Annotated in this window: 26 protein-coding genes, 1 other RNA gene and 1 pseudogene; 4 read left to right on the top strand and 24 right to left on the bottom strand. The window is 74.4% G+C overall.

Features of this window, described 5'->3' with window-relative positions; all coding sequences use genetic code 11:
* Positions 1-48 precede the first annotated feature (48 nt).
* Positions 49-1,200, bottom strand: a complete 1,152-nt coding sequence (locus ACH443_RS04125; protein ID WP_429762441.1) for an ROK family protein — start codon at positions 1,198-1,200, stop codon at positions 49-51.
* Between the two features lie 224 nt (positions 1,201-1,424).
* Between ACH443_RS04125 and ACH443_RS04120 the strand changes: the two genes are divergently transcribed.
* A complete protein-coding gene (locus tag ACH443_RS04120; RefSeq protein WP_430555754.1) occupies positions 1,425-2,426 on the top strand; it encodes a DUF4349 domain-containing protein in 1,002 nt (333 codons plus the stop codon).
* 21 nt (positions 2,427-2,447) lie between these two features.
* Here the strand turns inward: ACH443_RS04120 and ACH443_RS04115 are convergent, their stop codons facing one another.
* The 8 genes and pseudogenes from ACH443_RS04115 to ACH443_RS04080 all read right to left on the bottom strand — a co-directional run bounded on the left by ACH443_RS04115 (position 2,448) and on the right by ACH443_RS04080 (position 10,620).
* Positions 2,448-4,166 (bottom strand): beta-N-acetylhexosaminidase, encoded by a 1,719-nt coding sequence (locus ACH443_RS04115; protein WP_430589544.1) that lies wholly within the window; start codon positions 4,164-4,166, stop codon positions 2,448-2,450.
* A 103-nt stretch (positions 4,167-4,269) separates the two neighbouring features.
* Positions 4,270-4,637: a transfer-messenger RNA gene (ssrA, locus tag ACH443_RS04110) on the bottom strand.
* A gap of 131 nt (positions 4,638-4,768) precedes the next feature.
* On the bottom strand, positions 4,769-5,269 hold the full coding sequence (gene smpB, locus ACH443_RS04105) for an SsrA-binding protein SmpB (protein WP_429762444.1): 501 nt from the start codon (positions 5,267-5,269) through the stop codon (positions 4,769-4,771).
* 102 nt (positions 5,270-5,371) lie between these two features.
* Positions 5,372-6,838: a peptidoglycan DD-metalloendopeptidase family protein gene (locus ACH443_RS04100; protein WP_430589543.1), complete on the bottom strand. Its 1,467-nt coding sequence runs from the start codon at positions 6,836-6,838 to the stop codon at positions 5,372-5,374.
* A gap of 8 nt (positions 6,839-6,846) precedes the next feature.
* The gene (gene ftsX, locus ACH443_RS04095) at positions 6,847-7,758 is read right to left on the bottom strand and encodes a permease-like cell division protein FtsX (RefSeq protein ID WP_429762446.1); all 912 of its coding nucleotides are present in this window, start codon (positions 7,756-7,758) and stop codon (positions 6,847-6,849) included.
* Between the two features lie 395 nt (positions 7,759-8,153).
* Positions 8,154-8,831, bottom strand: a pseudogene (ftsE, locus tag ACH443_RS04090) (cell division ATP-binding protein FtsE); the annotation flags it as partial.
* A gap of 208 nt (positions 8,832-9,039) precedes the next feature.
* Complete coding sequence (gene prfB / locus ACH443_RS04085; RefSeq protein WP_429762447.1) at positions 9,040-10,155, bottom strand: peptide chain release factor 2; 1,116 nt, start codon at positions 10,153-10,155, stop codon at positions 9,040-9,042.
* Between the two features lie 81 nt (positions 10,156-10,236).
* Entirely contained in the window at positions 10,237-10,620 is a 384-nt protein-coding gene (locus tag ACH443_RS04080; RefSeq protein ID WP_430589542.1) for an ankyrin repeat domain-containing protein, read from the bottom strand.
* Positions 10,621-10,693: 73 nt separating this feature from the next.
* On the opposite strand from ACH443_RS04080, the gene ACH443_RS04075 reads away from it, so the two are divergent.
* Entirely contained in the window at positions 10,694-11,242 is a 549-nt protein-coding gene (locus ACH443_RS04075; protein WP_430589541.1) for a putative glycolipid-binding domain-containing protein, read from the top strand.
* Positions 11,243-11,251: 9 nt separating this feature from the next.
* Here the strand turns inward: ACH443_RS04075 and ACH443_RS04070 are convergent, their stop codons facing one another.
* From ACH443_RS04070 to ACH443_RS04015, 12 genes are all read right to left on the bottom strand, one after another.
* Positions 11,252-12,466, bottom strand: coding sequence for a globin domain-containing protein (locus ACH443_RS04070; RefSeq protein ID WP_430589540.1), 1,215 nt, complete (start codon positions 12,464-12,466; stop codon positions 11,252-11,254).
* 77 nt (positions 12,467-12,543) lie between these two features.
* Positions 12,544-12,987, bottom strand: coding sequence for an RrF2 family transcriptional regulator (locus tag ACH443_RS04065; RefSeq protein WP_429762451.1), 444 nt, complete (start codon positions 12,985-12,987; stop codon positions 12,544-12,546).
* Positions 12,988-13,093: 106 nt separating this feature from the next.
* Positions 13,094-13,579: a hypothetical protein gene (locus ACH443_RS04060; protein ID WP_429762453.1), complete on the bottom strand. Its 486-nt coding sequence runs from the start codon at positions 13,577-13,579 to the stop codon at positions 13,094-13,096.
* Positions 13,576-14,073, bottom strand: coding sequence for a pilus assembly protein (locus ACH443_RS04055; protein WP_430589539.1), 498 nt, complete (start codon positions 14,071-14,073; stop codon positions 13,576-13,578). The genes ACH443_RS04060 and ACH443_RS04055 overlap by 4 nt, the downstream gene beginning before the upstream one ends.
* Complete coding sequence (locus tag ACH443_RS04050; protein ID WP_430555748.1) at positions 14,070-14,480, bottom strand: TadE/TadG family type IV pilus assembly protein; 411 nt, start codon at positions 14,478-14,480, stop codon at positions 14,070-14,072. Before ACH443_RS04050 ends, ACH443_RS04055 begins: the two co-directional genes overlap by 4 nt.
* Positions 14,477-14,881, bottom strand: a complete 405-nt coding sequence (locus tag ACH443_RS04045; protein WP_430589538.1) for a VOC family protein — start codon at positions 14,879-14,881, stop codon at positions 14,477-14,479. Before ACH443_RS04045 ends, ACH443_RS04050 begins: the two co-directional genes overlap by 4 nt.
* Position 14,882: 1 nt before the next feature.
* Positions 14,883-15,083, bottom strand: a complete 201-nt coding sequence (locus ACH443_RS04040; RefSeq protein ID WP_429762457.1) for a hypothetical protein — start codon at positions 15,081-15,083, stop codon at positions 14,883-14,885.
* A gap of 59 nt (positions 15,084-15,142) precedes the next feature.
* Positions 15,143-16,084: a type II secretion system F family protein gene (locus ACH443_RS04035; RefSeq protein ID WP_430589537.1), complete on the bottom strand. Its 942-nt coding sequence runs from the start codon at positions 16,082-16,084 to the stop codon at positions 15,143-15,145.
* Entirely contained in the window at positions 16,081-16,938 is an 858-nt protein-coding gene (locus ACH443_RS04030) for a type II secretion system F family protein (protein WP_430553192.1), read from the bottom strand. The genes ACH443_RS04035 and ACH443_RS04030 overlap by 4 nt, the downstream gene beginning before the upstream one ends.
* The gene (locus ACH443_RS04025; RefSeq protein ID WP_430589536.1) at positions 16,938-18,200 is read right to left on the bottom strand and encodes a CpaF family protein; all 1,263 of its coding nucleotides are present in this window, start codon (positions 18,198-18,200) and stop codon (positions 16,938-16,940) included. Before ACH443_RS04025 ends, ACH443_RS04030 begins: the two co-directional genes overlap by 1 nt.
* A gap of 114 nt (positions 18,201-18,314) precedes the next feature.
* The gene (locus ACH443_RS04020) at positions 18,315-19,217 is read right to left on the bottom strand and encodes an alpha/beta fold hydrolase (RefSeq protein ID WP_430589535.1); all 903 of its coding nucleotides are present in this window, start codon (positions 19,215-19,217) and stop codon (positions 18,315-18,317) included.
* On the bottom strand, positions 19,214-19,918 hold the full coding sequence (locus tag ACH443_RS04015; RefSeq protein ID WP_429762462.1) for a TetR/AcrR family transcriptional regulator: 705 nt from the start codon (positions 19,916-19,918) through the stop codon (positions 19,214-19,216). The genes ACH443_RS04020 and ACH443_RS04015 overlap by 4 nt, the downstream gene beginning before the upstream one ends.
* A gap of 95 nt (positions 19,919-20,013) precedes the next feature.
* Between ACH443_RS04015 and ACH443_RS04010 the strand changes: the two genes are divergently transcribed.
* The gene (locus ACH443_RS04010) at positions 20,014-21,237 is read left to right on the top strand and encodes a pyridoxal phosphate-dependent aminotransferase (RefSeq protein WP_430589534.1); all 1,224 of its coding nucleotides are present in this window, start codon (positions 20,014-20,016) and stop codon (positions 21,235-21,237) included.
* 96 nt (positions 21,238-21,333) lie between these two features.
* On the opposite strand, the gene ACH443_RS04005 is transcribed toward ACH443_RS04010, so the two are convergent.
* Entirely contained in the window at positions 21,334-21,963 is a 630-nt protein-coding gene (locus ACH443_RS04005) for a LysE/ArgO family amino acid transporter (RefSeq protein WP_429762464.1), read from the bottom strand.
* An 84-nt stretch (positions 21,964-22,047) separates the two neighbouring features.
* Here ACH443_RS04005 and ACH443_RS04000 point away from each other — a divergent pair, with 84 nt between their 5' ends.
* Positions 22,048-22,998: a LysR family transcriptional regulator ArgP gene (locus tag ACH443_RS04000; protein WP_429762465.1), complete on the top strand. Its 951-nt coding sequence runs from the start codon at positions 22,048-22,050 to the stop codon at positions 22,996-22,998.
* A gap of 24 nt (positions 22,999-23,022) precedes the next feature.
* Here ACH443_RS04000 and ACH443_RS03995 read toward each other — a convergent pair whose 3' ends face one another.
* Both ACH443_RS03995 and ACH443_RS03990 read right to left on the bottom strand, forming a co-directional pair.
* Positions 23,023-24,297: an LCP family protein gene (locus tag ACH443_RS03995; RefSeq protein ID WP_429762466.1), complete on the bottom strand. Its 1,275-nt coding sequence runs from the start codon at positions 24,295-24,297 to the stop codon at positions 23,023-23,025.
* Between the two features lie 82 nt (positions 24,298-24,379).
* Entirely contained in the window at positions 24,380-26,689 is a 2,310-nt protein-coding gene (locus ACH443_RS03990; protein ID WP_430589533.1) for an esterase-like activity of phytase family protein, read from the bottom strand.
* Between the last annotated feature and the right edge of the window lie 85 nt (positions 26,690-26,774).

Here is a 26,774-nt window from a genome sequence, read left to right as displayed (position 1 = left end):
CACCGCGGCGCCGGGGGCGGCGCGCGCGGTGCGGGCAGTTCGTCGGGGTCAGGAGACGCCGAGCTGGGCGGCCAGCACCAGGACGGCCGCACCGGCGAGGACGACGTCCTCGTCGAGCGTGGCCATCCGCAACCGCAGCCCGGCGGCCGTGGCCGGCATCGTGCGGTCCGTCAGGGTCTGCAGGGCGGCGGTGCGCAGCGCGCCGTCGAGCAGGTCGGCGGGGCCGCTGAGCAGCACCTCGCCGAGGTTCAGGGCGCCCACGACGGGCGCGAGCGCGACGCCGAGGGTGCGGCCGACGCCGGCGAGCGCCTCGTCGGCGGCGGCCGGGTCCAGCCCGGCGACGGCGCGGCGCAGGGCCGGTGCGGCAAGCACGGTCTCGAGGCAGCCGCGGCGCCCGCAGGCGCACGGCTCGCCGTCGTCCACGACCGTGACGTGGCCGAGCTCGCCCGCGGCGTCGGCCGAGCCGTGCACCCGGGAGCCGTCCACCATCACGCCGGCGCCCACGCCCTGCCCGACCGTGAGGACGAGCATCGAGTCGGCGGCGCCTCCGTAGGTGTACTCGCCGAGGGCGGCGGAGTTCGCGTCGTTGGCCACGTGGACAGGAAGGGCCAGCCGGTCGGTGAGGATCGCGGCCAGCGGCAGGTCGGTCCACTGCCGGTTGGGCGCCTCGACGACACGGCCGGAGTCGTCCACGACGCCCGGGGAGCCGACGCCCACCCCGATGACGGGGCGCGTGGCGGCGGAGATCAGGGTCCGCGCGAAGCGGGTGAGCAGGTCCACGAGCTCGTCGCCGACGTGGCCGGCGACCGGCAACGAGCGGCGCACGACGGCCTCGCCCGTGAGCGTCATGACCGCGCCGCGCATGACGGCGTCGTCCGACAGGTCGACGGCCACGATCTGGTAGGCGTCGGTGCGCATCCCCACGAGGATCGCGGGCTTGCCGACGCGGCGGCCCGGCTGCACGCCCAGCTCCTCGACGAGCCCCTCGGCGAGGAGGACGTTCACCAGGTCGGAGATGGTCACGCGGGTCAGGGAGGTGGCTCGTGCCAGGTCGGCCCGGGAGGTCGGCCCCTCGTGGAAGAGGTGCTGGAGCACCAGGGAGCGGTTGTGCGCCCGGGCGTGCTCGGGGAGCACCTTGGAGGTGGCTCGCAGGCCGGCACCCAGACCTCGTCGTGCTGTGCGCGTCGTCGGCGTGGACATGTTTGTTAGTACAGCGTCTTAACTAGCCCTCTGTCAATCTGCGATCTCCCGCGCGCGGGAAGGCGTGACCGGATCGTGACGGACGACCCGTGCCGGGGCCCGCGCGAGAACGACGGGACGACCGGCAGGACGACATCGGCCAAGGTCACGGTCTCGGCACGGTCGGGTCACGATCGAGCGGACCGCCCCCGGATGCGACGCCGCCGCACCCTACGCTCGGAGCCATGCCCGCCACCCCGCGCCAGGCCCGGACCCGCCGCGCACCGCTCCGCACGGCCCTGGCAGCGATGCTCCTGCTGGTCATGACGGCCTGCTCGTCGGGCGGCGGCGACGCAGGCGGAGCGTCCTCCGGCGTGGAGGCCGACGGCACCGTCGCTGACGTCGGCGCCCCGGAGCAGGCGGCGGACGGGGGTGCCGTCGCGGAGGGCGCCGCGGAGCCCGGCGCCGCCGCGGCCCGCGAGATCGTCACCACCGGCCGCGCGACCGTCGTCGCGGACGACCCAGCGGCGGCGGCGACGCGGCTCGCGCGACTGGTCGAGGAGGCCGGCGGCCGCGTCGAGCGACGTTCGGAGACGGCCGCCACCGACGACTCCCCGGGATCGGCGTCGCTGACCCTGAGGGTCCCCGCCGACCGGATGACCGGCGCCGTCGAGGCCCTCGACAAGCTCGGCACCGTCGAGAGCGTCGACGTGGACAGCACGGACGTCACCGGCGAGGGGCAGGACCTCGACGCCCGCATCGCCGCGCTGACGACCTCCACGGACCGGCTGCGCGAGCTCATGAAGTCCGCCGGGAGCACGGAGGACCTGCTCCAGGTGGAGCAGGAGCTGTCCGAGCGCCAGGCGGACCTCGACGCGCTCACCGCGCAGCGCCAGCGCCTGTCCGACCAGGTGGCGATGTCGACGCTCGACGTCGAGATCGTGCCCGAGCCGGTCGCCGCGGCCCAGTCGCGCGGCGGGTTCCTCGGCGGCCTCGCCTCGGGCTGGGGCGCCCTCGTCACGACGGTCCAGACGGTCGTGCTGGTGCTGGGCGTGCTGCTCCCCTGGCTCGCCCTCGGCGGGATCGGCTACCTCGGCTACCGCTGGCTGCGCAGGCGCACGCGGCCCGAGGCCGGCGCCGACGGCGGCCCGACGGACCGCCCGGGCGACGACGGCCCCGGCGACCCGGACGCCCCGCGCCCGGCCTCGCCCGACGAGGCCCCCGAGCCGGTGCCCGCCGGCCGCTGACCGGTCGGCCGCTGCTGCGGCTCACCCCCGGCCCGGCCGCTCCCCCGGCTCCGCGCCGTCGCGTCCCTCGACCCAGCCGCCCATCCCGGCCCAGCCGGCGGCCGCGCGCTCGGCGCCGAGGTCCCGCGGCCAGCCCGCGACCCCCGGGCGCTGCTGCCAGGGCCGCGGCCCGTCGAGCGGACGGTACTCGACGCCCGCGGCGTCGAGCCGGGCGAGGTGACCGTCGCGCAGCCGCTCGTCGAACCCCGGCGCCGCGGGGTTCCACACCGCCTCCGCGAACGCGGCGAGGCGCGGGAAGGCCGCGTAGTCGACCCGCCGCGCCGAGTCGAGGTGCTCGCTCCAGAGCTGCGCCTGGGCACCCAGCACCGTGCCCGGCAGGTCGCCGGCCAGCTCGGGGCGCGCCTCCAGCAGCCCGGCCGGCAGCGGCTCGAACGCCCGCACGTCGGCGACCGTGCGCACGAAGCCGACGGGGACGGGCTCGTCGTCGCCGTCGGCGGCGCGGTGGTCGAGGTACACCTGCTGCTCGGGGGCCATCACGACGTCGTGCCCGGCCGCGAGGGCGTCCGCGGCCACGGCGTGGCCGCGCCAGCAGGTGACCACGACGTCGCGCGGCAGGTCGGGCCCGAACGCCTCGTCCCACACGACGGCGCGGCGCCCCTTCGACCGCAGGTGCTCGGCGAGCCGCGCGAGGAACCACCCGTGCAGGCGGGCCACGTCGCCCTCGCCGTCGGGCCCGACGAGGCCGAGGCCGGCGGCGCGCGCCACGATGTCGGGGCGCTCGCGCCACGCCGTCGTCGGCACCTCGTCCCCGCCGAGCGCGACGAACGGCGAGTCGAAGACCTCGCACACCTCGTCGAGCACGCCCGCGAAGAAGTCGACCGCGGCGTCGGACGGGTCGATCACGTCCTCGCTGATGCCCCAGGTGGTGCGCACCTCGTGCGTGCCGGGGCGCGCGGCCAGCTCCGGGTAGGCCGTGAGCAGCGCCTGCACGTGGCCGGGCGAGCCGATCTCGGGGACCACGGTGACGCCGCGCTCGCGCGCGTAGGCCACGATCTCCCGCAGGTCGTCGCGCGTGTAGCAACCGCCGTGGGGCCGGCCGTCGTAGCGCTCTGCGCGCCAGGTGCCGACGCCGGACTCGTGCCGCCACGACCCCACCTCCGTGAGCCGCGGGTACCGCTCCACCTCGATCCGCCATCCCTGGTCGTCGGTGAGGTGGAGCTGCAGCACGTTGAGGTGGTGGGCGGCGGCGAGGTCGACGAAGCGCAGCACGTCCGCCTTCGGCAGGAAGTGCCGCGCCACGTCGAGCAGCACACCGCGCCAGCCGAACCGGGGCCCGTCGTCGACGGTCACGACGGGCAGCGCGAGGGCCGCGCGGCCGGCGCGGCGAAACGCCTGGGGGCCGGCCAGCTGCCGCAGCGTCTGCGCGGCCGCGTGGGCCCCCGCGGCGGCGCCCGCCGCGACCCGCACGACGGCGTGACCGCCGCCGTCGGCGACGGTCACGCGGTAGCCGTCGGCGGGGAGGGCGGTGTCGACGCCGAAGGTCACGTCCGCGTCCGGGTCGCTCGGGCCCGTCGGCACCAGGTCCAGGCCGAACGCGTCCTCGCTCGCCCGGCGCCACCACCGGGCGGCGTCGCGCAGGTCCGGGTCGGCGGCGACGCGCGCGCCGTCGCGCAGGGCCAGCGCCTCTCCGTCGGTGCGCAGGGACACGGGGGCGGGGACGACGTCGGCGGCGTACGGCATCCGGCCACCCTAGGAAATGTTCGGGCTCCGAAGCAATGGGGTCTCCGCTCGTGCCCGGACGCACGACAGGCGGGCCACCGAAGGGTGGCCCGCCTGTTCGCGGGGGTGGAGCTGCCGGGAATCGAACCCGGGTCCGGTGGCGCTATTCGAGGACTTCTCCGGGCGCAGTCTGCTGTGATTTTCTCGGCCCCCGCACTCACGCAGACAAGGTGCGGACGGGCCCAGTCACCTAAAAGTCCCCGCCGCCCCGGTGACGAGGGCGACGAGCAGTGGCTCTCTAGATGACGTGAGCTACCGGGTCGAGAGCGATCCCGGGCTCACGGACTTCGGAGCTCGCTCAGGCGGCGAGGGCGAAGTCGGTGCGCTTGTTATCGGCACCTATAGGTTTGCAGGCAAGCGTTCACGAGATGAGCCTGCATCCTCGGCCCGCTTCTCCTCGAAGCACGACCACCGTCGAAACCGATCAGCCCCTATGCATTTGTCAAACCGGGTCTGCCGACCCCGACGGCCACAGCGAACCGTGCCGACGCCGTCCAGTCTAGTGGATCAACCACCGCGGGTGCGCCCTTATTTCCGCTGGCCGCGCCGCGAGGAGGACCCGGTCAGCCGAGCAGCTCCTGGTGCCGGATGGCGCGCTGCGCCTCGCGCATGTCCTGCTGCTCGCGCAGCGTCTGCCGCTTGTCGTACTCCTTCTTGCCGCGTGCCAGCGCGATCTCCACCTTGGCGCGGCCGTCCAGGAAGTACAGGCTCAGCGGGACGAGCGTGTGGCCCTTCTCCCGGGACTTCACGCCCAGCCGGTCGATCTCCTCGCGGTGCAGCAGCAGCTTGCGCTTGCGGCGCGGCGCGTGGTTGTTCCAGGTCCCCTGGAAGTACTCGGGGATGTGCACGTTCTCGAGCCACGCCTCACCGTTGTCGATCGCCGCGTACCCGTCGAGCAGCGACGCACGGCCCATGCGCAGCGCCTTCACCTCGGTGCCGGACAGCACGATCCCGGCCTCGACCACGTCCTCGATCACGTAGTCGTGGCGGGCCTTCTTGTTGTTCGCCACGATCGTGCGCGGGTCGCCCTGCTTCTTCTTGGCGCCCTTGGCCTTGTTGGACACGGTCTCCTCCTCCCGGGTTCGCGGTCTCGCGACGATCCAGGATACGGGAGCCTGGCGCCGCGGCCAGGGCTTTTCCTCGCCCCGCGAACGCTCGGCGGGGCGTCAGTTCAGCCAGCCGCCCATCGGGTCCGTGGTGCTGCCGTTGACGTAGACCTCGAAGTGCAGGTGGCACGCCGCCGACGTCCCCGTGGACCCGGAGTAGCCGATGATCTCGCCCTTGCCGACCTTCTCGCCCACGCTCACCGTGTCGTAGGTCAGGTGCAGGTACCGGGACATCACGTTGTCACCCCGGTACGAGCCGTGGTTGATGAGCACGTTGTTGCCGCCGCCGGACGTGTAGTGCGCCTGCTCGACGTAGCCGCTCTGGGCCGCGTAGATGGGCGTCCCGCAGTACGTGCGGATGTCGGTCCCGGCGTGCAGCCGCCAGTAGTGCAGCGTCGGGTGGAACCGCATCCCGTACGAGCTGGTCACCACGTGGTAGTTCGTCGGCCAACCGAGGAACGGCCCGGACGAGGTCGACCCCCCGCCACCGCCGCCCCCACCGCCGCCGCCGGAGCCGCCACCGTTGCTGGAGCCGCCGCCACCCCCACCGCCGCCGTTGCTCCGGCGCTCGGCAGCCGCCTTCTTGCGGGCCGCCTCCTCGGCCTTGCGGCGCTCCTCGGCGAGCCGGGCGTCGCGGGCCTTCTGCTTGGCGATGATGTCCTTGAGCTGCGCCTCGAGGCTCTGCTGCGCCTGCTCGTTCGCCTTGAGCTCCTCGAGGGCGTTCGCCTTCTGCGCCTCGATCGACGCCTTGAGCTTGCGCTGCTTCGAGATGAGGCGCTCGACCTCGGCCTTGCGGTCCGCGGCCTCCCGCTGCGCCTTCTCCGCGGCGACGACGTTGGCGTCGGCCTCCCGCTTGAGGTCCTCGATCGCCGACCGGATGGCGTCGAGGCGCGCCTGCTGGTTGCGGGCCACCGCCTCGGCGTCCTGCAGGTCGGTCAGGGTGCGCGCCTGGCTGCGCGCCGCCGACGACGAGACGGCGAACTCCTCGAGGAAGTCCTCGGTGGACTGGGCCCCGGTGACGATGCCCAGGGTGCTCGTGTCGTCGCCGTTGCGGTACGCCTGTCGCGCCATCTGCACGACGTCGGCGCGCGCCGCGTCGACCTTGCCCTTGCCGGCCTCGATCTGGCCGGAGACGGCGGCCTCCTCGGCCTCGGCGTCGGACAGGCGCTGCGCCAGGATCGCGGCCTTGCGCCGCGCCTCCTCGAGCCGTGCCTCCGCGGCCGCCAGCTCGGCCTGCGCCACCGGGAGGCGGCCCTCGACCTCGTTGAGGTCCAGCACCGCCTGCCGGTACTTGGCGTTGGTGTCCTCGAGCTCCTCCTGCAGGCTGTCACGCTCGCGCTCCTTCGCGCGCTGCTTCGCCTCGGCGGCGGCCCGCTGGTCGTCGATGTCGTCCGCGGCCGCCGAGCGTGCGGACACACCGGCGGACACCGTCGCCGACGTCGTCGCACCGCCCAGCACCAGGACGGCGGCCACGAGCCCGCCGACCGCGCGCCGGCCGACGCCGGGGGATGTCCTCAGGGTCGTCATCTGCGATCTCACACCCTCGTGTACCGGTTGAGCGTCACCACGGACGACACCACCGCCAGGAGCACGGCGATGCCGATGAGCAGCGGCGCGACGAACAGGACGTCTCCCACGTCCACGTACGCGACCCAGTCGACGGAGTCCTGCAGCCAGTCCGTCACCAGGTACTGCACGGCGAGCCAGAGCCCTCCCACGGCGAGCAACGCGCCCACCAGCGCGGCGATCGCGCCCTCCAGCATGAACGGCAGCTGCACGAAGAGGTTCGACGCGCCGACCAGGCGCATGATGCCGGTCTCGCGTCGGCGCGAGACGGCGGAGAGCCGGATCGTCGTCGTGATGAGCAGCACCGCCGCGAGCAGCATCACACCCGCGAGCCCCGCGGCCAGCAGCGACGCGCGCCCGAGCGCGAGGAACAACGGCTCGAACACCTCGCGCTGATCCTCGACGACCTCGACGCCCGCGCGACCCTCGAGGACGTCGTCGACCACCTGGTACTGCTCCGGATCGACCAGCTTGAGCCGGAACGACGCCTGCATGTCGTCCTCGGTGAGCTGGGTGCCCTGGTAGCCGTCCGGGTAGAGCTCCGTGAACGCCTCGAACGCGTCCGCCTTGCTCTCGAAGTAGGTGGCGGCGACGACGTCAGACAGCTCGGTGTCGATGACCTTCTCGAGCCCGGCGATCTGGTCCTCGGTGGCCTCGCCGTCCGCGCACGTCGGCGCGGTGGAGCCGTCCGGGCAGAGGAAGACGGAGACCTCGACGAGGTCGTACCAGTCGCCCTTGAGCTTGGTGACCTGCGTCTGCAGCAGCGCCGCCGCGCCCACGAAGGTCAGGGACACGAACGTCACGAGGACGACCGAGACCACCATCGACAGGTTGCGCCGCAGGCCCTGGAGGACCTCGGTGAGGACGAACTGGAGCCGCACCCTCAGGCCTCCCGTCCCGCGCGCACGCGCTCGTGCTCGCGCAGCACCTGCTGCACCACCTCGTCCGCGGACGCGCCCGCCGGCTCGGGAACCGAGCGCCTCGGGGCCGGGGGCGGCGCGGCCGGCGCCTCGGGGGCCACGGGACCCTGACCCTGCATGGTCTCCTGCACGGTCTCCTGCACGGTCTCCTGCACGGTCTCCTGCACGATCCCCTGCTCGGTCTCGTGCGCAGCCTCCTGCGCCGCTGCTCTCGCGGCCGCCGCCTCGGCGGCCCGCTCGGCCTCGAGGTCCGCCGGCTCGGGCGAGACCTGGACGCGCTGCACCGCCCGCTCTCCGCGACCCGGGGCGTCGAGCACCGGCGTCTGCCCCACCTGCGGCAGGATCGACTCCCGCTCGCCGTAGACCGCGTCGACCTCGTCGCGCACCACCGACCCGGTCGACAGCTCGACGACGCGCTTGCGCATCTCGTTGACGATCTCGTCGTCGTGCGTGGCCATGACCACGGTGGTGCCGGTGCGGTTGATCCGGTCGAGCAGCCGCATGATGCCGAGGGACGTGGTCGGGTCGAGGTTGCCCGTCGGCTCGTCGGCCAGCAGGATCTGGGGCCGGTTGACGAACGCCCGCGCGATCGCGACACGCTGCTGCTCGCCGCCGGACAGCTCGTGCGGGAGCCGCTTCTCCTTGCCGTCGAGGCCCACCATCTCCAGCACCTCGGGCACGGTGGTGCGGATCGTGTGCCGCGGCTTGCCGATCACCTGCAGGGCGAAGGCCACGTTCTCGTAGACCGTCTTGCCGGGCAGCAGGCGGAAGTCCTGGAAGACGACGCCGATGCTGCGTCGCAGGGAGGGCACCTTCCAGCTCGACAGCCGGGACAGGTCGCGACCCGCGACGTACACGGTGCCGCCCGTGGGCCGCTCCTCGCGCAGCACGAGCCGCAGGAACGTGCTCTTGCCCGAGCCGGAGGCACCCACGAGAAAGACGAACTCACCGCGCGCGACGTCGACGGAGACGTCGTCGAGCGCGGGCCGCGCCCCTCGGGCGTAGACCTTCGAGACGTTCTCGAACCGGATCACGACGTGCCTCTCCCCTGCCAGTCGACCGTGCGGCACCCGCGACGGCACGACGTCACGTCGCACCTAGGCCGGGGCCGCCCGATTCCCGAGAGTCGCACCCGGTGGGGAGGGTGGCGCGAAGGACACGCCGGTGTGTCGTGGGTCAGGAATGACGCCCGAGGCACCCGTTCAGGGTCTCCCGGCGGCGTCGTCGGCCGGACGGAGCCCGTCAGGCGGCGTCGGCGCCGCCCGAGCGGCGCCAGCGGATCCCGGCCTCGATGAAGTCGTCGATGGCGCCGTCGAACACAGCCTGCGTGTTCCCGGACTCGTGCTCGGTGCGGAGGTCCTTGACCATCTGGTACGGCTGCAGCACGTACGAGCGCATCTGGTCGCCCCAGCTCGCCTTGATGTCGCCGGCGAGCTCCTTCTTCTTCGCCGCCTCCTCCTGCTGCCGGATGAGCAGCAGGCGGGACTGCATGACGCGCAGCGCCGCGGCGCGGTTCTGGATCTGCGACTTCTCGTTCTGCATCGACACGACCGTGCCCGTGGGGAGGTGGGTCATGCGCACCGCGGAGTCCGTCGTGTTCACGGACTGCCCGCCGGGGCCCGACGAGCGGAACACGTCGATCTTGAGCTCGGACTCGGGGATCTCGATGGAGTCGGTCTGCTCGATGAGCGGCACCACCTCGACCGCGGCGAACGACGTCTGGCGGCGGCCCTGGTTGTCGAACGGCGAGATCCGCACCAGGCGGTGCGTGCCCGCCTCGACGGACAGGTTGCCGAACGCGTACGGGGCGTTCACCTCGAACGTGGCCGACTTGAGCCCGGCCTCCTCCGCGTAGGAGGTGTCCATCACCTTGGTCGGGTAGCCGTGCCGCTCTGCCCAGCGCAGGTACATCCGCATGAGCATCTCGGCGAAGTCCGCGGCGTCGACGCCGCCGGCGCCCGCGCGGATCGTCACGACGGCCTCGCGGGCGTCGTACTCGCCGGACAGTAGGGTGCGCACCTCGAGCGCGTCGAGGTCCTTGCGGATGACGGCGACCTCGGTCTCGGCCTCCGTCAGCGAGTCCTCGTCCTCCATCTCGAGCCCCAGCTCGACCAGCGTCTCGACGTCGTCGATCCGGCTGCCGAGCTTCTCGACCCGCTGCAGCTCGCCCTGCGCGGTGGACAGCGCGGACGTGACCTGCTGCGCCTTCTCCGGGTCGTCCCACAGGTCGGGGGCGGAGGCCTGCTGCGTGAGGTCGTCGATCTTCGCCTGCAGCGCGGTGGGGTCGCTCACGGCCTCGATGGACTCGAGGGTGGCGCGCAGCGCCTTGATCTCTGCGGGGAAGTCGATGGTGGCCACGATCCTCAAGGTTACCCGCCACGCGAGGCTTCCCCGCCCGACGATGTCCGTCGGCTGCCCGTCGGCTGCCCGCCGCCGGCGTCAGCCCCGCTCGGGCAGGGTGCGGCCGAACATCTGCGCGGTGTCGCGGGCGCTGGGCGTGCCGGCGTCGGGGTCGGCGCCCGCGGCGACGAGCGCCGCGACCACGTCGTCGGAGCCCTTGAAGACGGCGCCCGCCAGCGGGGACTGGCCGCGCGCGTTGACCCGGTCCACGTCGGCGCCCCGCTCGGCGAGCCCGCGCACCAGGGCGGCGTGCCCGTGGTACGCCGCCAGCATGAGCAGGGTGTTCCCCGCCGCGTCGTCGTGGTCGGCCGCGACGCCGGCGTCGACGAACTCGAGGAGCAGGTCGGCGCCCGCGCGCGCGAGGTCGAACATCTGGTCCAGGTCCACCGGCAGCTTGTCGGCGGGCGGCGTCTCGTCGGTCATGCGCGCGAATCTACCGGGCGGGGCTTCCTGTCCGGGTCGATGCTGAGGATGGGAGCCGTGGAGGAGGTCGACCATGACGACGTACCGGTGGCGCGGGCTCGGGACCGGCAGCGTCGAGCACCTCGACCTGCTGGCGCGCGACGACAGGCTCCGCGCCCGCTCCGTCGTCGACCTCGGGCCCGTGCGGCTCGAGTACGCGATGGAGCTCGGCACGGGGCCGGGCGACTCTTGGAGGTTCCGGGTGCTGCGGCTGCGGTCGTCGGACGGCCGCCAGCTCGACCTGAGCCGGGAGGCCGACGACGACTGGCGGGTGGACGGCGCCGCCCGGCCCGACCTCTCCGAGGCCGTGGACGTGGACCTCTCGTTCAGCCCGTTCACGAACACGCTGCCGATCCGCCGCCTCGACCTCGCGGTCGGGGCGGCGGCCGACATCGTCACGGCGTACGTCGACGGGGAGACCTTCGAGGTCTCTCCCGACCCGCAGCGGTACACCCGGCTGGACGCCGACCGGTACGTCTACGAGTCCCGCGACGGCGACTTCCACCGCGAGATCTCCGTGGACGCCGACGGCCTCGTCGTGGACTACCCGGGCCTGTTCACCCGCCTCGCCGACGACGGATGAGCGGACCGGTCAGGCGGCGACGATCTCTCGGCCCGGGCCGAAGACCTCGTGGTGGATGCGGTCGGCGGTGACGCCGCGGCCGAGCAGGGCCGACTGCACCACCGCCATGAAGAGGGCCGGGCCGCAGAGGTAGGCGTCGGCGTCGTGCGGGACGTCGACGCCGTCCAGGTCGATGTAGCCCGAGCGCAGCCGGTCCTGCACCGGGCGGGTCCCGAGGTCCTCGTACCAGCGGTGCAGCTCGGCCGTCGGGAGGTCGTCGACGAGCGCGCGGAGCTCGGCGCGGTGCGCGTGCCGCGCGGGCGAGCGGTCGGCGTGCAGCACCACGACGCGGCGCGCGGTGCCGACGTCGCGCAGGTGGTGCAGGAAGCCGATCATCGGCGTGATGCCGATGCCCGCGGAGACCAGCACCAGCGGGTTCTCCCCGTCGACGAGGGTGAGCTCGCCGAACGGGGTCGAGACCTCGAGGGCGTCGCCCTCGAAGACGTTGTCGTGCAGGTGGTTGGAGACCTCGCCGGCGGGCGCGACCCGCGCCGGGTCGAGCCCGGGGAGGATCGCCTTCACCGAGACGGCCCAGGCGCCGGGCGACCCGCCGCCCGTGAGGCTGTACTGGCGGATCTGCCGCGCGCCGTCGGGCAGGGTGACGGCCACCGAGACGTACTGCCCGGGGCGCGCGGCAGGGAGCGGGGCGCCGTCCGAGGAGACGAGCTCGAGAGAGATCGTGTCGGGCGACTCCTGGACCCGGCGGCGGACGTAGACCGTGCGCCAGACGTCACCGGGCGCCACCCCCGCCTCGGCGTACAGGCCGAGCTCGATCTCGACGAGCGCGTCGGCCATGTCCCAGTAGACCTCGTCCCACGCCGCCGCGACCTCGGGCGTGACGGCGTCGCCGAGCACCTCGACGATGGCGGCGAACAGGTGCTCGTGCACGATCGGGTACTGCTCCGGGAGGATCCCGAGCGAGGCGTGCTTGTGCGCGATCCGGGCCAGGACGGTGCGCGGGTCCGGGCCGTCGTCGACGAGGAGGGTCGCGTAGGCGGCGATGGCCCCGGCGAGGGCACGCTGCTGGTCGCCGCGGGCCTGGTTGCCCCGGTTGAACAGGTCGCGCTCCAGCTCGGGGTGCGCGGCGAACATGCGCCGGTAGAAGATCGGCGTGATGTCGCCGATCGCGCCGCCGATCACGGGCAGCGTGGTGCGGACGACGGCGGCGGACTCGGGGGTGAGCATGCGTGACTCTCCTGTCTCTTCCTTCGGGGATCTCCGCGCCCGGTGGGTGCGCCTCGTGGGTGCGCCCGGCGCGGACGTCAGCCGGGCGGGCGCGCACCGATGGTGAGCAGCAGGTCCCGGGTGGGTGCGGCGGAGACGTCGGCGATCGTCACCGGGTCGAGGGCCGCGAAGAAGGCCTCGCGGGCGCGGGCCAGCGCGCCACGCAGCCGGCAGCCGCCGCGCAGCGGGCACGGGTTCGCGCCCTCGCACTCGACGACCTCGCCGTCGCCCTCGAGGGCGCGCGCGACGAACCCGACGGACAGGTCGCGGGCGCCGTCCGCGAGGCGCAACCCCCCGGCCCTGCCTCGGCGGGCGTCGACGACGCCGAGGTGGCCCAGCCGCGTGACGACCTTCGCGGCGTGCGTCGCCGGCACGTTCAGCTGCTCGGCGAGCGCGCGCGTCGTCGCCGTCTGCTCGGCGTCGAGCACGGCGAGGCGCATGACGATCCGCAGGCCGAGATCGGTGAAGGCGGTGAGCTGCACACCCGCAGGCTAGCCAAATCGGCATCTTGGATGCGCCTTTTGCGGTGTGGGAAGTTCCACACTCCGTCGGCGGGCTCTCGCGGGCCGCGGTGAGCCGCCCCCGGGCTCAGCCCGCGCGGGCTGACGACGTCGCGGCGACGGTGAACCCGCCGCCGAACGCATCCGTGAACCACCGCAGCAGCGGCGGGCGCGACGTGGCCGCCAGCCCGACCTGCGCCGTCCGCCCGTCCGGCGAGGTCGCCTCCACCAGGCGCAGGCCGTCGAGCCCTTCCGCCTCCCCCGGGTGCGCGGCGAGGTAGTCGCGCACCGACTCCTCGACGTCGGCGTCGGTGAGCGTCAGTACCGCCTCTCCCTGCGAGGACGGCATGTCGTCGTAGAACCGCTCCGGGGGCACGGCGTCGGCCGCGTCCGCCGCGACGGCGTCCGTGAGGTCGTACAGGTGCTTGCGGTCGAGGTGCACGGCGGTCGCCGACGCCACCGTGCCGACCAGCATCAGCGCCAACGCCACCACGCCGGCCGTGAGCAGCATGATCCGGCCGTCCTCCGGGCCCGCCCCGGCCTGCGCGCCGCGCTGCGGGTGTCGCCGGGTCACGGCCGCGCCGTCCCGTACTCGTCGACCGTCGCGACGTGCGTCGCGGTGACCGGGATCTCCAGCGGCAGCCAGCCGCGCAGCGCCTCGGGCACGAACGGCAGCGGCACCGCCAGCCGCGTCCGCACCCCCACCGTCGCGCCCGGCGTGAGGCACGGGTCGGCCGAGCACTCCAGGGACACGGAGCCGTCGGCGACGGCGAACCCCTGGTCCTCGAACGCGAGCCCGGCCGCCGCACGGGCCCGCTCCGCGCCCGACTCCGAGGAGTCGGCCGTCACCATCGCCCGGCCCGCCTCCCGCGCCGCGCCCTCGACGGCGAACGCGCCGGCCTGCACCTGTGCGACCGTGAGCACCAGGTACACCAGCGGCACCAGGAGCAGCACCGCCGTGCCGAGGAACTCCACCAGCGCGGCGCCCGCCTCGGGGTCGGGCCCCTCGGGCTCCTCCAACGGTTCCGCCCGGGGCCCGCGCGACGGCCGCTGAGCCGGCGCGCTCACGCCTCCTCCAGCGCGTGGCCCTGGAGCGTGAGCACCCCGGACGGTCCGATCAGACCGACCACCGGGAGCGGCACCTGCACCGTCACCTCCACGACGTCGAGGCCGTCCTGCACGGCGCGGCGCACCGAGACGTCGTCGGCGTACCGGGACCCGAGCGCGGCGGTCAGCAGCTCCTGCGTCCGGGTGGCACCGCTCGCCAGGTCGCGGTCGGCGCGCGCGGCCACGCGCGCGCCCTCCGCGGCGGCGTCGATCGCGAGCGCGCGCACGTGCATCGCCAGCGCGACCTGCACCACGGCGAGGAACAGCGCGAGCACCAGCGCGGACACCATGACGAACTCCGCGACGGCGGATCCCCGCTCGCCGTCCCGCCGCCCCGTGGCGGGTGCGGGCGCGGCCGGTGCCGTCACGTGCTGTCCTCCTCGACCGGCGGCGCCCAACCGGGCCGCGGGATGAGGCAGAACGGGTGACCGGCGGGGTCGGCGTACACGTCACCCTCCCCCGCGCCCGGCGCGGCGGCGGTGAGCCGGCGGGCACCGAGCGCGAGCACCCGCGCGTGCGCGTCCGCCACGTCGTCGACCATGACGTCCAGGTGCATCTGCTGCGGCCGTGCCGGGTCGCCCCAGTCCGGTGCCTGGTGGTCCGGGGCGCGCTGGAACGCGAGGCCGGAGTGCCGGTCGCTGTGCGCCACCACGACGAAGTCGTCGTCCGCGTACGTCACGTCCTGGCCGAGCACGGCCGACCAGAACTCCGCGAGGCCCCGCGGGTCCGGGCAGTCGATGATCAGGTGGTGCAGCCGGCCGATCGCCACGTCACGGACCCGTGACGCTCGTGATCGCCCGCGTGAACGTGTCCTCGAGCAGCGGGCCCGCGATCGCCCACAGCGCCACGACCAGCCCCGCCGTCATCAGCGTCACGAGCACCCAGCCCGGCACGTCGCCGCGCTCCGGGTCGTCGACCTCGGGGCGCCCGGGCGCCAGGTCGTCGTTCTGGTCGTGCGTCTCGTCGTGCATGGTCGGTCCTTTCGGTGGCACCGCGCGGAGGCGGCGGGGTCGGGTGTCGGCGCGCACGTTCACAACCCGATCTGCAGGGTGGCGAGTGACGGGAAGACGGCGAAGACGACGGTGATCGGCAGGATGAGGAAGACCACGGGCACGAGCATCGCGACCTCCTTCTTGCCACCTGCTTCCATGAGGGCCCGGCGCCCGGACTCACGCACGTCCTGCGCCTGCGCGCGCAGCACGTCGGCGAGCGGGGTGCCGCGCTCCAGCGCGACGGCGACGCCCTCGGCGAAGCGGGTGAGCGACGGCAGCCCGGTCCGGTCGGCCATGGCCGTGAGGGCGCTCGCGATGGGCGCCCCGGCGCGGACGTCGGCGAGCATCGTGGAGATCTCGCCGGACAGCTCGCCTCGGGCGGTGGCGGCGACCCGTTCGAGCGCGGGCACCGGCCCCTCGCCCGCCGTGACGGCCAGGGCGAGCAGCTCGGCGACGGTCGGGAACTCGGCGAGCATCCGCTCCTCGCGCCGGTGGACGGCACGGCTCAGCCACTGGTCGCACAGGACGAACCCGCCGGCGCCGCACAGCAGCACGAGCGCCGCCAGCGGGACGGGTGCGGACCCGCGCGTCGCGGCGAGGAGCAGCGCGAGCACGAGCCCGCCCGCGAGCCCCAGCGCCGTCGAGACGACCTGCCGTGCCCGGAACGCCTCGACGCTCTCGCGCCAGCCCGCACGGTCGAGCCGCCGGCGCACGTCCGCGCGGGACGACCCGAGGCGCTCGAACCAGTGCGCGGCGTCCGCGACCCAGGGAGCCAGCAGCCGCTCGACCACGGGGAACGGGGTGTGGGCGGGCTGCTCGCGGAGCAGCCCGGACGTGGCGTCACGCGGGCGCAGCGCCGGGGCCAGCCGCTCGTCGAGGGTCGCCCGGCGGGCACGGATCCGGGAGATCACGAGCAGGAGGCCGAGGCCACCGAGCAGCCCCACGACGGCGCCGACGCCGGAGACTCCGGGGACCGTCATCGCAGCACCCGGCCTTCCTCGGGCAGCCGCCCGATCCGACGCATCAGCCAGTACGCGAGCACCGACGTGGCCGCCCCCGCCGCGAGGACCGCGACTCCCGCCGCCGAGTTGTACGCCTGCGCCGTCTCAGGCCGCGTCGCGAGGAACGCCAGGACCACCCAGGGGCCGGCGGCCGCGAGCCGGGCGCCGTTGACCGTCCACGACTGCCGCGCCTCGAGCTCGCCCCGCGTCCGCGCGTCCTCGCGCAGGAACGACGACAGGGTGCGCAACAGGCGGCCCAGGTCCGTGCCACCCACCTCGCGCGTCAGCCGGAGCGCCTCCACGATCCGGTCCGCCACCGGGTCGGCGAGACGGGCCTTGAGCAGGTCGAGGCACTCCCCGAAGCGCCCGGTCGCGCGGTAGTCCGCCGCGAACCGCGCGAACGGCTCGCGGAGCTCCACCGGCCCGCGCTCGCTCAGCTGTGCCACCGCCTCCGGCAGCGAGAGCCCGGCCCGCACGCCGGACGCGAGGTGGTCGACCACCTCGGGCCAGACCTCGCGCAGGTCCCGTCGCCGCTTCCTGGCCCGCACCCGCACCAGCAGCTCGGGCGCTGCCGCCGCCATCAGCGCGAAGCAGGCCGCGATGGCGGGCGAGCGGGTCAGCGCCAGCCCGGCGAGCAGCACGACGACGCCCGCCGCCGCGCTGAGCCACCACAGCGCGGCCGGGGTCACCGACGGAGCCCCCGCCTGGACGAGCAGGTCCTGGACGGCCGCGGACCGCCCGGCACGCCGCCGCGGGCGTGCGGGCGCCTCCCAGCACGACAACCACACGCACGCCAGGCCGGCGCCGAGCAGCAGCCCCACGACGACGCCCATCAGCGGCCCCCGACCAGCAGGGCCCGGACGTCGAGGCCGGCACGCGCGAAGCGCTCCTCGCCGGGCGGGAAGCCGTCGCCGCGCACCAGCTCGCCGCCCTGCTCGGCGGGTAGGCGGTGGAAGAGTCCGGCGGTCTCGACCCGGTCCCCCTCGACGCGACCCGTGACGGCGACGACCTCACGGACCTGTCGCGCGCCGTCCGCGGCGACGTCCAGGTGCACCACCAGGTCGATCGCCGACGCCACCGTCGGGACGACGAAGCGGTCGGAGACGTTCTCGCCCGCGAGCAGCGGCAGCGTGCACATCTTCGTGACCGCCTCGCGCGCCGAGTTCGCGTGCACGGTGCACATCCCGGGGATGCCGGCGTTGAGGGCCACGAGCATGTCGAAGCTCTCGGCCTCGCGCACCTCGCCGATGACGATGCGGTCCGGCCGCATCCGCAGCGCCTCCTTGACCAGCCGGCGCAGCGGGATCTCGCCCGTGCCCTCCAGGCTGGGCTGCCTGCACTGCATGGCCACGTGGTCGCGGGCGGCGAAGCGCACCTCGAAGACCTCCTCGCAGGAGATCACGCGCTGCCCCGCGGGGATCGAGCCGGCGAGGGCGTTGAGCATCGTCGTCTTGCCCGCCTGCGTCGCGCCCGAGACGAGCACGTTCAGCCCCGCGCGCACCGAGGCGTCGAGGAAGGCGGCCGCGTGGGTGGTGAGGGAGCCCAGCCGCACCAGGTGGTCGAGGTGGTCCGCGCGCACCAGGTGCTTACGGATGTTGACGGCCATGTGCTCGCGCGTGACGTCGGGGATGACCACGTGCAGGCGCTCGCCGCCCGGGAGCGAGGCGTCGACGAACGGGCTGCTCAGGTCGAGGCGGCGGCCGGACGCCTTGAGCATCCGTTCCACGAGGTCGCGCACCTGGCCTGCGGTGAGGATCGTCGTCGTGAGCTCGGGGACGCCACGCCGGGCGACGAACACCTTGGCGGGAGAGTTGATCCAGATCTCCTCGACCTCGGGGTCGTCGAGGTAGCGCTGCAGCGGGCCGAGGCCGCCGAGCGCGTCGACGACGGCGCGCGCGGCGCCCTGCGGGTCCGCGAGCGCCGGGACGACGCCGCGCGTGGCGCGCTCGGTGTAATCGGCGGAGGCCTCCGCGACGAGGCGCTCCAGCCCGGCCCGGTCGCGGACGGGGTCGAGGGCTCGACGGCGCACGAGCTCGCGCACCTCGTGCTCGAGGAGCGCGGCAGCGTCGGCGGGCGCCAGCGTGTCGATCGACACTGATCCGTCCTCTCGTCGGTGCCCTCATCGGCGGCGAAAGCGGCACCAGAGTAGGGGACCCGGGCAATCGCCCGGGTCCGCCCTGTGGACAACCCGGGCGAAGGCCTCGTACCGCTACCCGGGACCGCCTCCGCGGGACGCTGCCAGGAACCCTCTGACCAGCGACGACGCTGCGTCGGGCTGGTCGTAGGTGACGATGTGGCCGGCGTCTCGGATGGTGGTCAGGCGGGCGCCCGGGGCCGCCGAGGCGGCCGCGGCCAGCTCCTCGTGCCCGACGAGCGGGTCGCGGTCGCCACGGACCCACAGCGACGGCACCCGCAGCCCCGGCAGCCGGGGCAGGTGGTCGAGCGCCATGGCGAACGGCCCGTAGGCGCGGACCATCCAGTCGTCGAGGGCGGGCTCCCCGTGGGCCGCCTTCGCCCGCGCCTCCTGGACGACGAGCGCGACGATCTCCTCGAAGCCATCCGTGGTCTCGCCGGCCACGAGGTTGCCCGCCATCGAGCGGCGCACCACGGCGGGCCGCCGCGCCAGCCAGCGGCTGGTGAGCCGGAGCAGGCCGGGCGTGCGCAGCGCGAGCCACGTGAGCAGCTGGGCCGGGCGCCGTCGACCGATGCCGCCGGGCCCGATCGCCACGAGCGCGTCGACGCGCTCCGGGTGGTCCAGGGCGAACCCGACCGCGACGCCGGCTCCCAGGGACAGCCCCACCAGCGCGACGCGCTCGAGCCCGAGGGCGTCCAGCAGCTCGCCGAGGAAGGCGCGGTAGAACGCGTCGTCGAGCAGCCCCTCCCACGGGCGGCTGCCACCGTGCCGCGGCAGGTCGACGACGTGCACCCGGTGGTCCGCCGCGAGGTCGCCCGCGACGCGGCGCCACACCCCTGCCGCCGTGTCGAGCATGCCGCCGTGCAGCAGCAGCACCGGCGGCCCGGTGTCGCCGGCGCGGTAGTGGCGCACGGGTCCGCCGGCGACGGTCAGGTCGGTCCAGGTGGCGAAGACGCCCGTCACGGCACGGTCGGTCACGGTTCCTCCAGGAGGTCGAGCTGATGGTCGAGGCGGGCGAGGAGGCCGAGCTGCGCGGCGCGGGCGGCCTCGACGTCGGCGGGCAGGTCGGCTGGACGGTCGGCGGCGAGCCCGCGGCCGACGAGGTCGGCGAAGAGCGCGACCGCGTCGCGCAGCGCGTCGTCCGACGTCGCGCCGAGCGTGCCCGGCGCGTGCACCAGGCCGACGCTGAAGATCCCGAGCACGCGCACCACCGCCGCGGTGGGGACGGCGGGGTCCACGACGCCCGCGTCCTGCAGCCGCGCGACGTACTCGGCCAGCCACCCGAACCGCTCCGCGTACCGGTCGCCCCCGGCACCGCCGGCCACGTCGCGCACATGGTCACCGAGCAGCGACGCGTCGCCGACGTACAGCGCCCTCATGAGGGGGTCGGCCAGCAGCGCCTCCGTGCCGAACCGGTACACGGTGGGCAGGTCGACAGGTCCGTCCGCCCCGACGACGCGACGCCGCACCTCGGCGGTGAGGTCCCGGGTGCTGCGCCGCAGGACGGCGTCGAGGATCGCGGCCTTGTCGGGGAGCTCCAGGTAGACGGCACCCTTGCCGATGCCGGCTCGTGCAGCGACGCCGGCGACCGTCGTGCTGGGCCAGCCGTTCTCGAGGATCAGGTCGTGGGCGGCGTCGAGGATGCGCGCACGACGGTCGGGGACGCGCGGACGGGGCACGGGCACCTCCGTAGTGACTATGGAGTCGATTCTGGTCACTACCGTAGCCGGACGCGGGCAGCACCCGCGACCGGCCGGGGCTAGGGTCGAGGACCATGCCGACCTCTCCCCCGCCCGGCCGCTGGAACGACGTCGCCCGCGCGACCGGGCTGCTCGGGGCGGACGGCGCCGTCGCGCAGACGATCTTCGCGGAGATGACGGCGCTCGCCGCGCGCACCGGCGCGATCAACCTGGGGCAGGGCTTCCCCGACGTCGACGGCCCCGCGTTCATCCGTGACGCCGCCAAGGACGCGATCGACGCCGGCCGCAACCAGTACCCGCCCGGCGACGGCGTGCCGGAGCTGCGGCGCGCGATCGCCGAGCACCAGCGGCGCCGCTACGGGCTCGACGTCGACCCGGACGGCGAGGTGCTGGTCACGACCGGCGCCACGGAGGCGCTGGCCGCGTCGATCCTCGCGCTCGCGGGGCCGGGCGACGAGGTGATCACGCTCGAGCCGTTCTACGACTCGCACGCCGCGAGCATCGCCCTCGCGGGGGCGACGCACGTGCCCGTGGCGCTCACCGCCGAGGGATTCCGGCTCGACGCCGCGGCCCTGCGCGCCGCGGTCACCCGGCGCACCCGGCTCATCGTGCTGAACACCCCGCACAACCCCACGGGCACGGTGCTCACGCGGGCCGAGCTGGAGCAGGTCGCGGCCGTCGCGCGCGAGGCCGACGCCGTCGTCCTCACCGACGAGGTCTACGAGCACCTCACCTTCGACGACGCCGTGCACGTGCCGGTCGCGACCCTGCCCGGCATGGCGGAGAGGACCCTCACGGTCTCCTCCAGCGGCAAGACGTTCAGCCTCACGGGCTGGAAGGTCGGCTGGCTGCACGGCCCCGCGGAGCTCGTCACGGCCGTGCGCACGGTGAAGCAGTTCCTCACCTACACGTCCGGCGCGCCCTTCCAGCCCGCCATCGCCCGGGCGCTCGCCGACGACGACGCACCGCGCGCGCTGGCGGCCTCGCTCGCCTCGCGCCGCGACCTGCTGTGCGAGGGGCTCATCGCCGCCGGTTTCGACGTCGTCGTCCCGCAGGGCACCTACTTCGTCGTCGCGGACGGCACGCACCTGCTGGAGCGGCTCGGCGCCGCCGACGGGCACGAGCTGTGCCGCCGCCTGCCCGAGCTCGCGGGCGTCGTCGGCGTCCCCGTCTCCGCGTTCTGCCGTGCCGGCTCGAGGACGGCCGACGCGCTCGCCTCGCGCGTGCGGTTCACGTTCGTCAAGCGGGAGGACGTGCTGCGCGACGCCGTCGACCGCCTACGCCGCCTCGCCCGCTGACCCCGCCACGCCGGCACCGATCTGTTCGGCACCGCGTCCGTCTGTTCGGCACGAGGCCATGCCGAACAGATGGAGGAGATGCCGAAGTGACAGGCTCTACGCCGCGAGCGCCGGCAGCACCAGGCTCACGGCGACGACGAGCATGATCGCGGCGACGACGCCGTCGACGACGCGCCACGCGCCGGGGCGGGCGAGCACGGGCGCGAGCAGCCGCGCGCCGTAGCCGAGGCCGACGAACCACAGGACGCTGGAGACGATCGCGCCGGCCGTGAACAGCCAGCGTCCGTCGCCGTGCGACGCGGCGAGCGAGCCCTGCAGCACGATCGTGTCGAGGTACACGTGCGGGTTCAGCCAGGTGAGCGCGAGCGCCGTGACCAGCACGGGCCGCGCGCGCCGTCCGGCGTCGGCGACCGCGCCGTCCGACGCGGCCGCCAGCCCCGCCTCGTCCCCGCGCCACGCCCGGCGCGCCGCGAGCGCGCCGTACCCGAGCACGACGGCGGCGCCGGCCCACCGCGCCACCTCGACGACGGCGGGGTGGCTCACGACGAGCGCCCCGAGCCCAGCGGTCCCGGCGAGGTACAGCACGACGTCGGACGCCGCGCACACCGCGACGACGAGGCCCACGTGCTCGCGGCGCACGCCCTGGCGCAGCACGAAGGCGTTCTGCGCGCCGATGGCGACGATGAGGGACAGGCCGAAGCCGAGGCCGGCGAGGAGCGTGAGCATCCCTCGACGCTAGGTCGGCTGTGACATGAAGTCCATCTACGGTTCCTTCATCTGATGAAGCGCGCCTTCATCTATGGTGTCACCATGCGATGGGACTCCCGCCAGCTCGAGGCGCTCGCCGCCGTCGTCACCGAGGGCTCGTTCGAGGCCGCGGCCCACGCGCTGCACGTCACGCCGTCGGCGGTGAGCCAGCGCGTCCGCGCGCTGGAGAGCACCGCGGGCTCCGTGCTGGTGCGCCGCACCCGCCCCGTCGCGCCCACCGAGCCGGGGCGCACGCTGCTGCGCCTGGCGCGCCAGGTCGAGCTGCTCGGCGCGGAGGCGGTCCGCGAGCTCGGACCCCGGGACGCCGACGACGACGGCACCGGCGCCCCGCCCCGCCCGGTCACGGTGCCGATCGCGGTCAACGCCGACTCCCTCGCGACCTGGGTGATGCCGGCGCTGGCGCGCGTCGAGGGCGTCTGCTTCGACCTCCACCGCGACGACCAGGACCGCACCGTGGACCTGCTGCCGGCCGGAGTCGTGATGGCCGCGATCACGTCGCAGCGCGACCCGGTGCAGGGCTGCACCTCGACGTTCCTCGGCGTCACCCGCTACCGCCCGGCCGCCACCCGGGAGGTGATCGACCGCTGGTTCCCGGACGGCCCCACGATCGAGGCGCTGGGCCGCGCCCCGATGCTCGTGTTCAACCGGGCCGACGACCTCCAGGACGCCTGGCTGCGCGAGCGCGCCGCCGCGGCGGGCGCCGCCGTCCCGGACCCGCCGCGCCACCACGTGCCGAGCACCACCGAGTACGTCGACGGCATCCGCCGCGGCCTGGGGTGGGGCATGTGGGGCCCACTCCCCGGCCCGGGATCCCGGTTCGGCATGCTCGACGGCGGGCCGGGCCACGCCGGCGGACAGGTCGCGCTGCTCGAGGGCGACGCTGTCGTCGACGTCCCGGTCTACCTGCAGCAGTGGAAGCTGCGCTCGACGGTCCTCGACCGGGTCGCCGAGGCCCTGCGGCTCGAGGCACGCCGCGCCCTGCCCCAGCGCTGACCTTCCGTCACCGCACGGCGGCGGTCAGGCGCAGACGCCCGGCAGCACGGACGGGCTGGGCGACGGGTCGGGCGAGGCGCCCTCGCCGTCCTTGCCGCCACGGGTGCCGCCGTCCTCGCCGTCGACGGCGTCGGGCGACGCGACCTCGTCGTCGACGGCCGTCGCGCCGTCCGGCGAGGCCGACGCCGTGCCGCTCGGCCTCTCCTTGGCCGGGGCGGTCCCGGGCGGCGCCTCGTCGGCGCGGATCCGCTCCCAGATCGCGTCCGCCTCCGATGTCCACTCGACCCGGCCGGGCTGGCTCACCGAGTCCACGACGGGCACCGAGGTGAACACGATCTGCGACGGGTCGAGGTCGCGGATGCTCCACGCGAGGCCCGCGAGCGCCGTCGGGCTCGCCAGCTCGGGGTCCGTGGAGATGGAGCCGAGGATCTCGCGCACCATCCGGTACAGGCGGGGCGAGTCGGTGATGATGTTCTGCGACAGGATCTCGCGCATCGCGGCGTCGAAGAACGCCTGCTGCCGCTCGATGCGCTTGAGGTCGCTGCCGATCTCCAGGCCCATGCCCTCGCCCTTGCGGGCGCGCAGGAAGTTGATCGCGGTGTACCCGTCGAGCTTCTGCTTCCCCTCCGGCAGGTCGAGGTCCACGCGCTGCCCCTTGACCGGCTCGGGGAGGCACATGGTGACGCCGCCGATGGCGTCGACGACGCCGATCACGCCGGTCATCTGCACGACGACGTGGTCCGAGATGCGCACCCCGGTGAGCTTCTCGACGGTGCGGATGGTGCACGCGGCGGCGCCGGTGACGTCCTTGTCCGGCCCGCCGCCGAGCGCGAAGGAGGAGTTGAACATGGCGTTCGTCTGCGGTGCGGTCTCGCCGCCGCCGGGGAGCTTGCAGGCGGGGATGTCGACGAGGGAGTCGCGCGGGATGGACACGGCCTCGATGCGGCTGCGGTCGCCCGACAGGTGCACCAGCAGCGTCGTGTCCGAGTGGAACTCGTCGCCGGACCCTGCGATCTTGGCGTTGGCCTCGTCCCGGAAGTCGGTGCCCATCACCAGGATGTTGAGGTCCTTGCCCGCGAACGGGTCGGTCGGGTCCTGCTCGGCCGGGACCTCGGGCGGACGGTCGTCGCCGGCGAGGAGGTCGTCGACGTCGGAGACCCCTATCTGGGAGCGCAGGTCGACGAACGACGCGACCGCGGTCGCCGCCACGAAGGCCACCACCGCGGTGACGACGAGGGCGATCGTACGGACGACCCGGTGCGAGGCGAGGCTTGACGCGTGCCGTGGCAGGGTCCGCACAAGCGCGATCTTAGGGCCTGAGCAGCATGTTCGCGCGAGGGGTGCCCCGTGCGACCACGGGATCACCCCCCCGCGCGACCGGTCAGCGCCGGGCGGCGACGGCCTCGACCGCGATGCCGGGCTGGTCCGAGAACACGCCGTCGAGCCCGGTGTCGAGGAACGTGTCGAGCTCCGCCGCCAGGTCGCCGTGCGCAGCCGGGTCCGCCGACGAGCGGTGCTCGGCCGGGAGGAACTGGTTCTCGGCGCGGAACGTCCAGGCGTAGGCCTCCAGCCCCGCGCGGTGCGCGTCGCGGACCACGGAGGTCGGGCGGCCGAGCGTGCCGTCGGCCGCGCGGGGGACGACGACGTTCTTCTCCAGGCTCGCGATATCGGCGTACCGGGCCAGGTCGCGCAGGCCTCGGGGGGTGACGAGGTCGGCGTAGGTGCGCGGGTCACCGGCGGCCACCAGGTCGTACGGCGCTCCGCTCGCGGAGACGTTGAGCGCGAGGCGCACGTCGGTGCGCCGGTCGAGCTCGCGCAGGTTGGTGGTCTCGAAGGACTGCACGACGACGGGCGCGCGCCGCGAGTCGAGGCCGTTCGCGGCGAGCTCCGCGACGAGCGGGTCCGTCAGCGGCAGCCCGATGGACGCGAAGTACGTGGGGTGCTTCGTCTCGGGCGCCACGCCGACGGTCCGGCCGTCGCAGGTCTCGGAGTGGCGGGCGAGATCGAGCACCTCGTCGAGGGTGGGCACCTGGTACAGGCCGTCGTAGGCGGTGTTGTCCGGGCGGAGCTCGGGCAGCCGCTCCGTGGCGCGCAGCGTCCGCAGCTCGGCGAGCGTGAAGTCCTCGGTGAACCAGCCCGTGACGGCCTTCCCGTCGATCGTCTTCGTGGTGCGGCGGTCGGCGAGCTCCGGGTGCTCGGCGACGTCGGTCGTGCCGCCGATCTCGTTCTCGTGCCGGGCGACGAGCACGCCGTCCTTGGTCGGCACGACGTCGGGCTCGATGACGTCCGCGCACTGCAGGATCGCCTGCTCGTAGGCGGCGAGAGTGTGCTCGGGCCGGTCCCCGGACGCGCCGCGGTGCCCGACGACGGTGACGCCGTCGTCCCGCGTGCGCTGCTTCTCCAGGTCGATCACGACCATCTCGGTGTCGTCGGGCGTGCCCGGGTTCCGCGCCGCGTTGCCGGGGTAGTTGTTGTCGTTCCCGATGAGGATGCGGCCGTCGCGCAGCCGGAGCACCGTCTCGAACGACTGCACGGGCAGCGCGTATGTCTCGCCCAGCCCGTAGCCCTCCCCCGCGTCGATGCCGTCAGGGTTCTCCACCCGCAGCGCGTCGAGGACGAGCTCCTTGCGGACGAAGCCTTCCCGGTCCGTCTCGCTCAGGTCGATCTCGTAGACCCGCTTCGTGACCGACGCCGGCCCCTCGAAGTCGTCCCGCTCCACGACCCAGAACGAGTCCTTGCCGACGGCGAACGCGTCGCCCAGCACGTTGGCCTCCTGGTCGGTCTGGTAGTCCCAGGTGCGGCCGGTGTACGCGCCGCGGCGGGTGTCGAACTCGTGGACGACGCGGCGTCGCTGGTCGGTGTCGTCGACCAGGGCGCCCTCGAGCACCGGGTACAGGTAGCGCCCGCCCTTGACCCCCGCCATCGCCTCGAAGCCGCGGCTGGCGCGCACGGTGGGCTCCTCGCCGTCGGCGAGGTACGGGTTCTGCGGCGACCGCAGCCCGCCGGGCAGCGGGTAGGGCTTCTCGAGCAGCGTCCCGTCCGCGTCGAAGTGCAGCAGGAACGGGCCGAACTCCTCGCCCACCCACAGCGTGCCGTCGTCGGCACGCACCACGGACTCGACGTCGAAGTCGGCGCCGGTGAGCAGCCGCTCGTCCGTGCCCTCGTTGACGATGTCGAAGTCCAGCACGTGGTTCTCGTCGTCGTAGGAGATGTGGTCGAGCACCTCGATCTCGCCCGAGCCGCTGCCCCGGCCGCCGCCGGTGTCCCAGTCCGGCTCGACGAGGTAGCTGCGGAGCAGGAAGTCCGCCGAGTTGCCCTGGCTGCCGAAGCCGTTGTCCGGCTGCGCCCAGAACGTGCCGTCGCCGTTGTCGACCATCGCCGAGAAGCCCGGGATCACCTGGCCGTCCCACGGCCCCTGCCGGCCGTTGGCGGCGGAGGCCTGGGCGCCGGACGACGGTCCCTCGGCGAGGAAGTCCGCGGACAGCGTCGCGCGCCCCTCGAGCGTCGGGACGAGGTGGGGCGTGACGGCGCCCGGTCGCCCGTGGCCGGGCGTCGGCTGATGCGTGCCGTGGCCGCCGGGGCGCCCGTCCGCGAGGGCGGCGGTGCCGGCCGCGGTGGTGAGCGCGACCGCCGCGGCGGCGCCGGCCGCGACGAGGCGCAGGGCGCGAGCCTGGTTCGGTGAGCGAGTCATGGCCCGATCCCACCGGCGCTCCGCGACGGCTCGACGAACCCTGGATGAACGCCGGGCGACGATCCCGTGGCGCCTGAAGGCCGCG

It is taken from the genome of Isoptericola sp. NPDC019571 (assembly GCF_044389385.1).
GTDB lineage: Bacteria > Actinomycetota > Actinomycetes > Actinomycetales > Cellulomonadaceae > Isoptericola > Isoptericola nanjingensis.
Note: the sequence above shows the minus strand (reverse complement) of the source record. Positions and strands in the feature narration are given on the sequence as shown.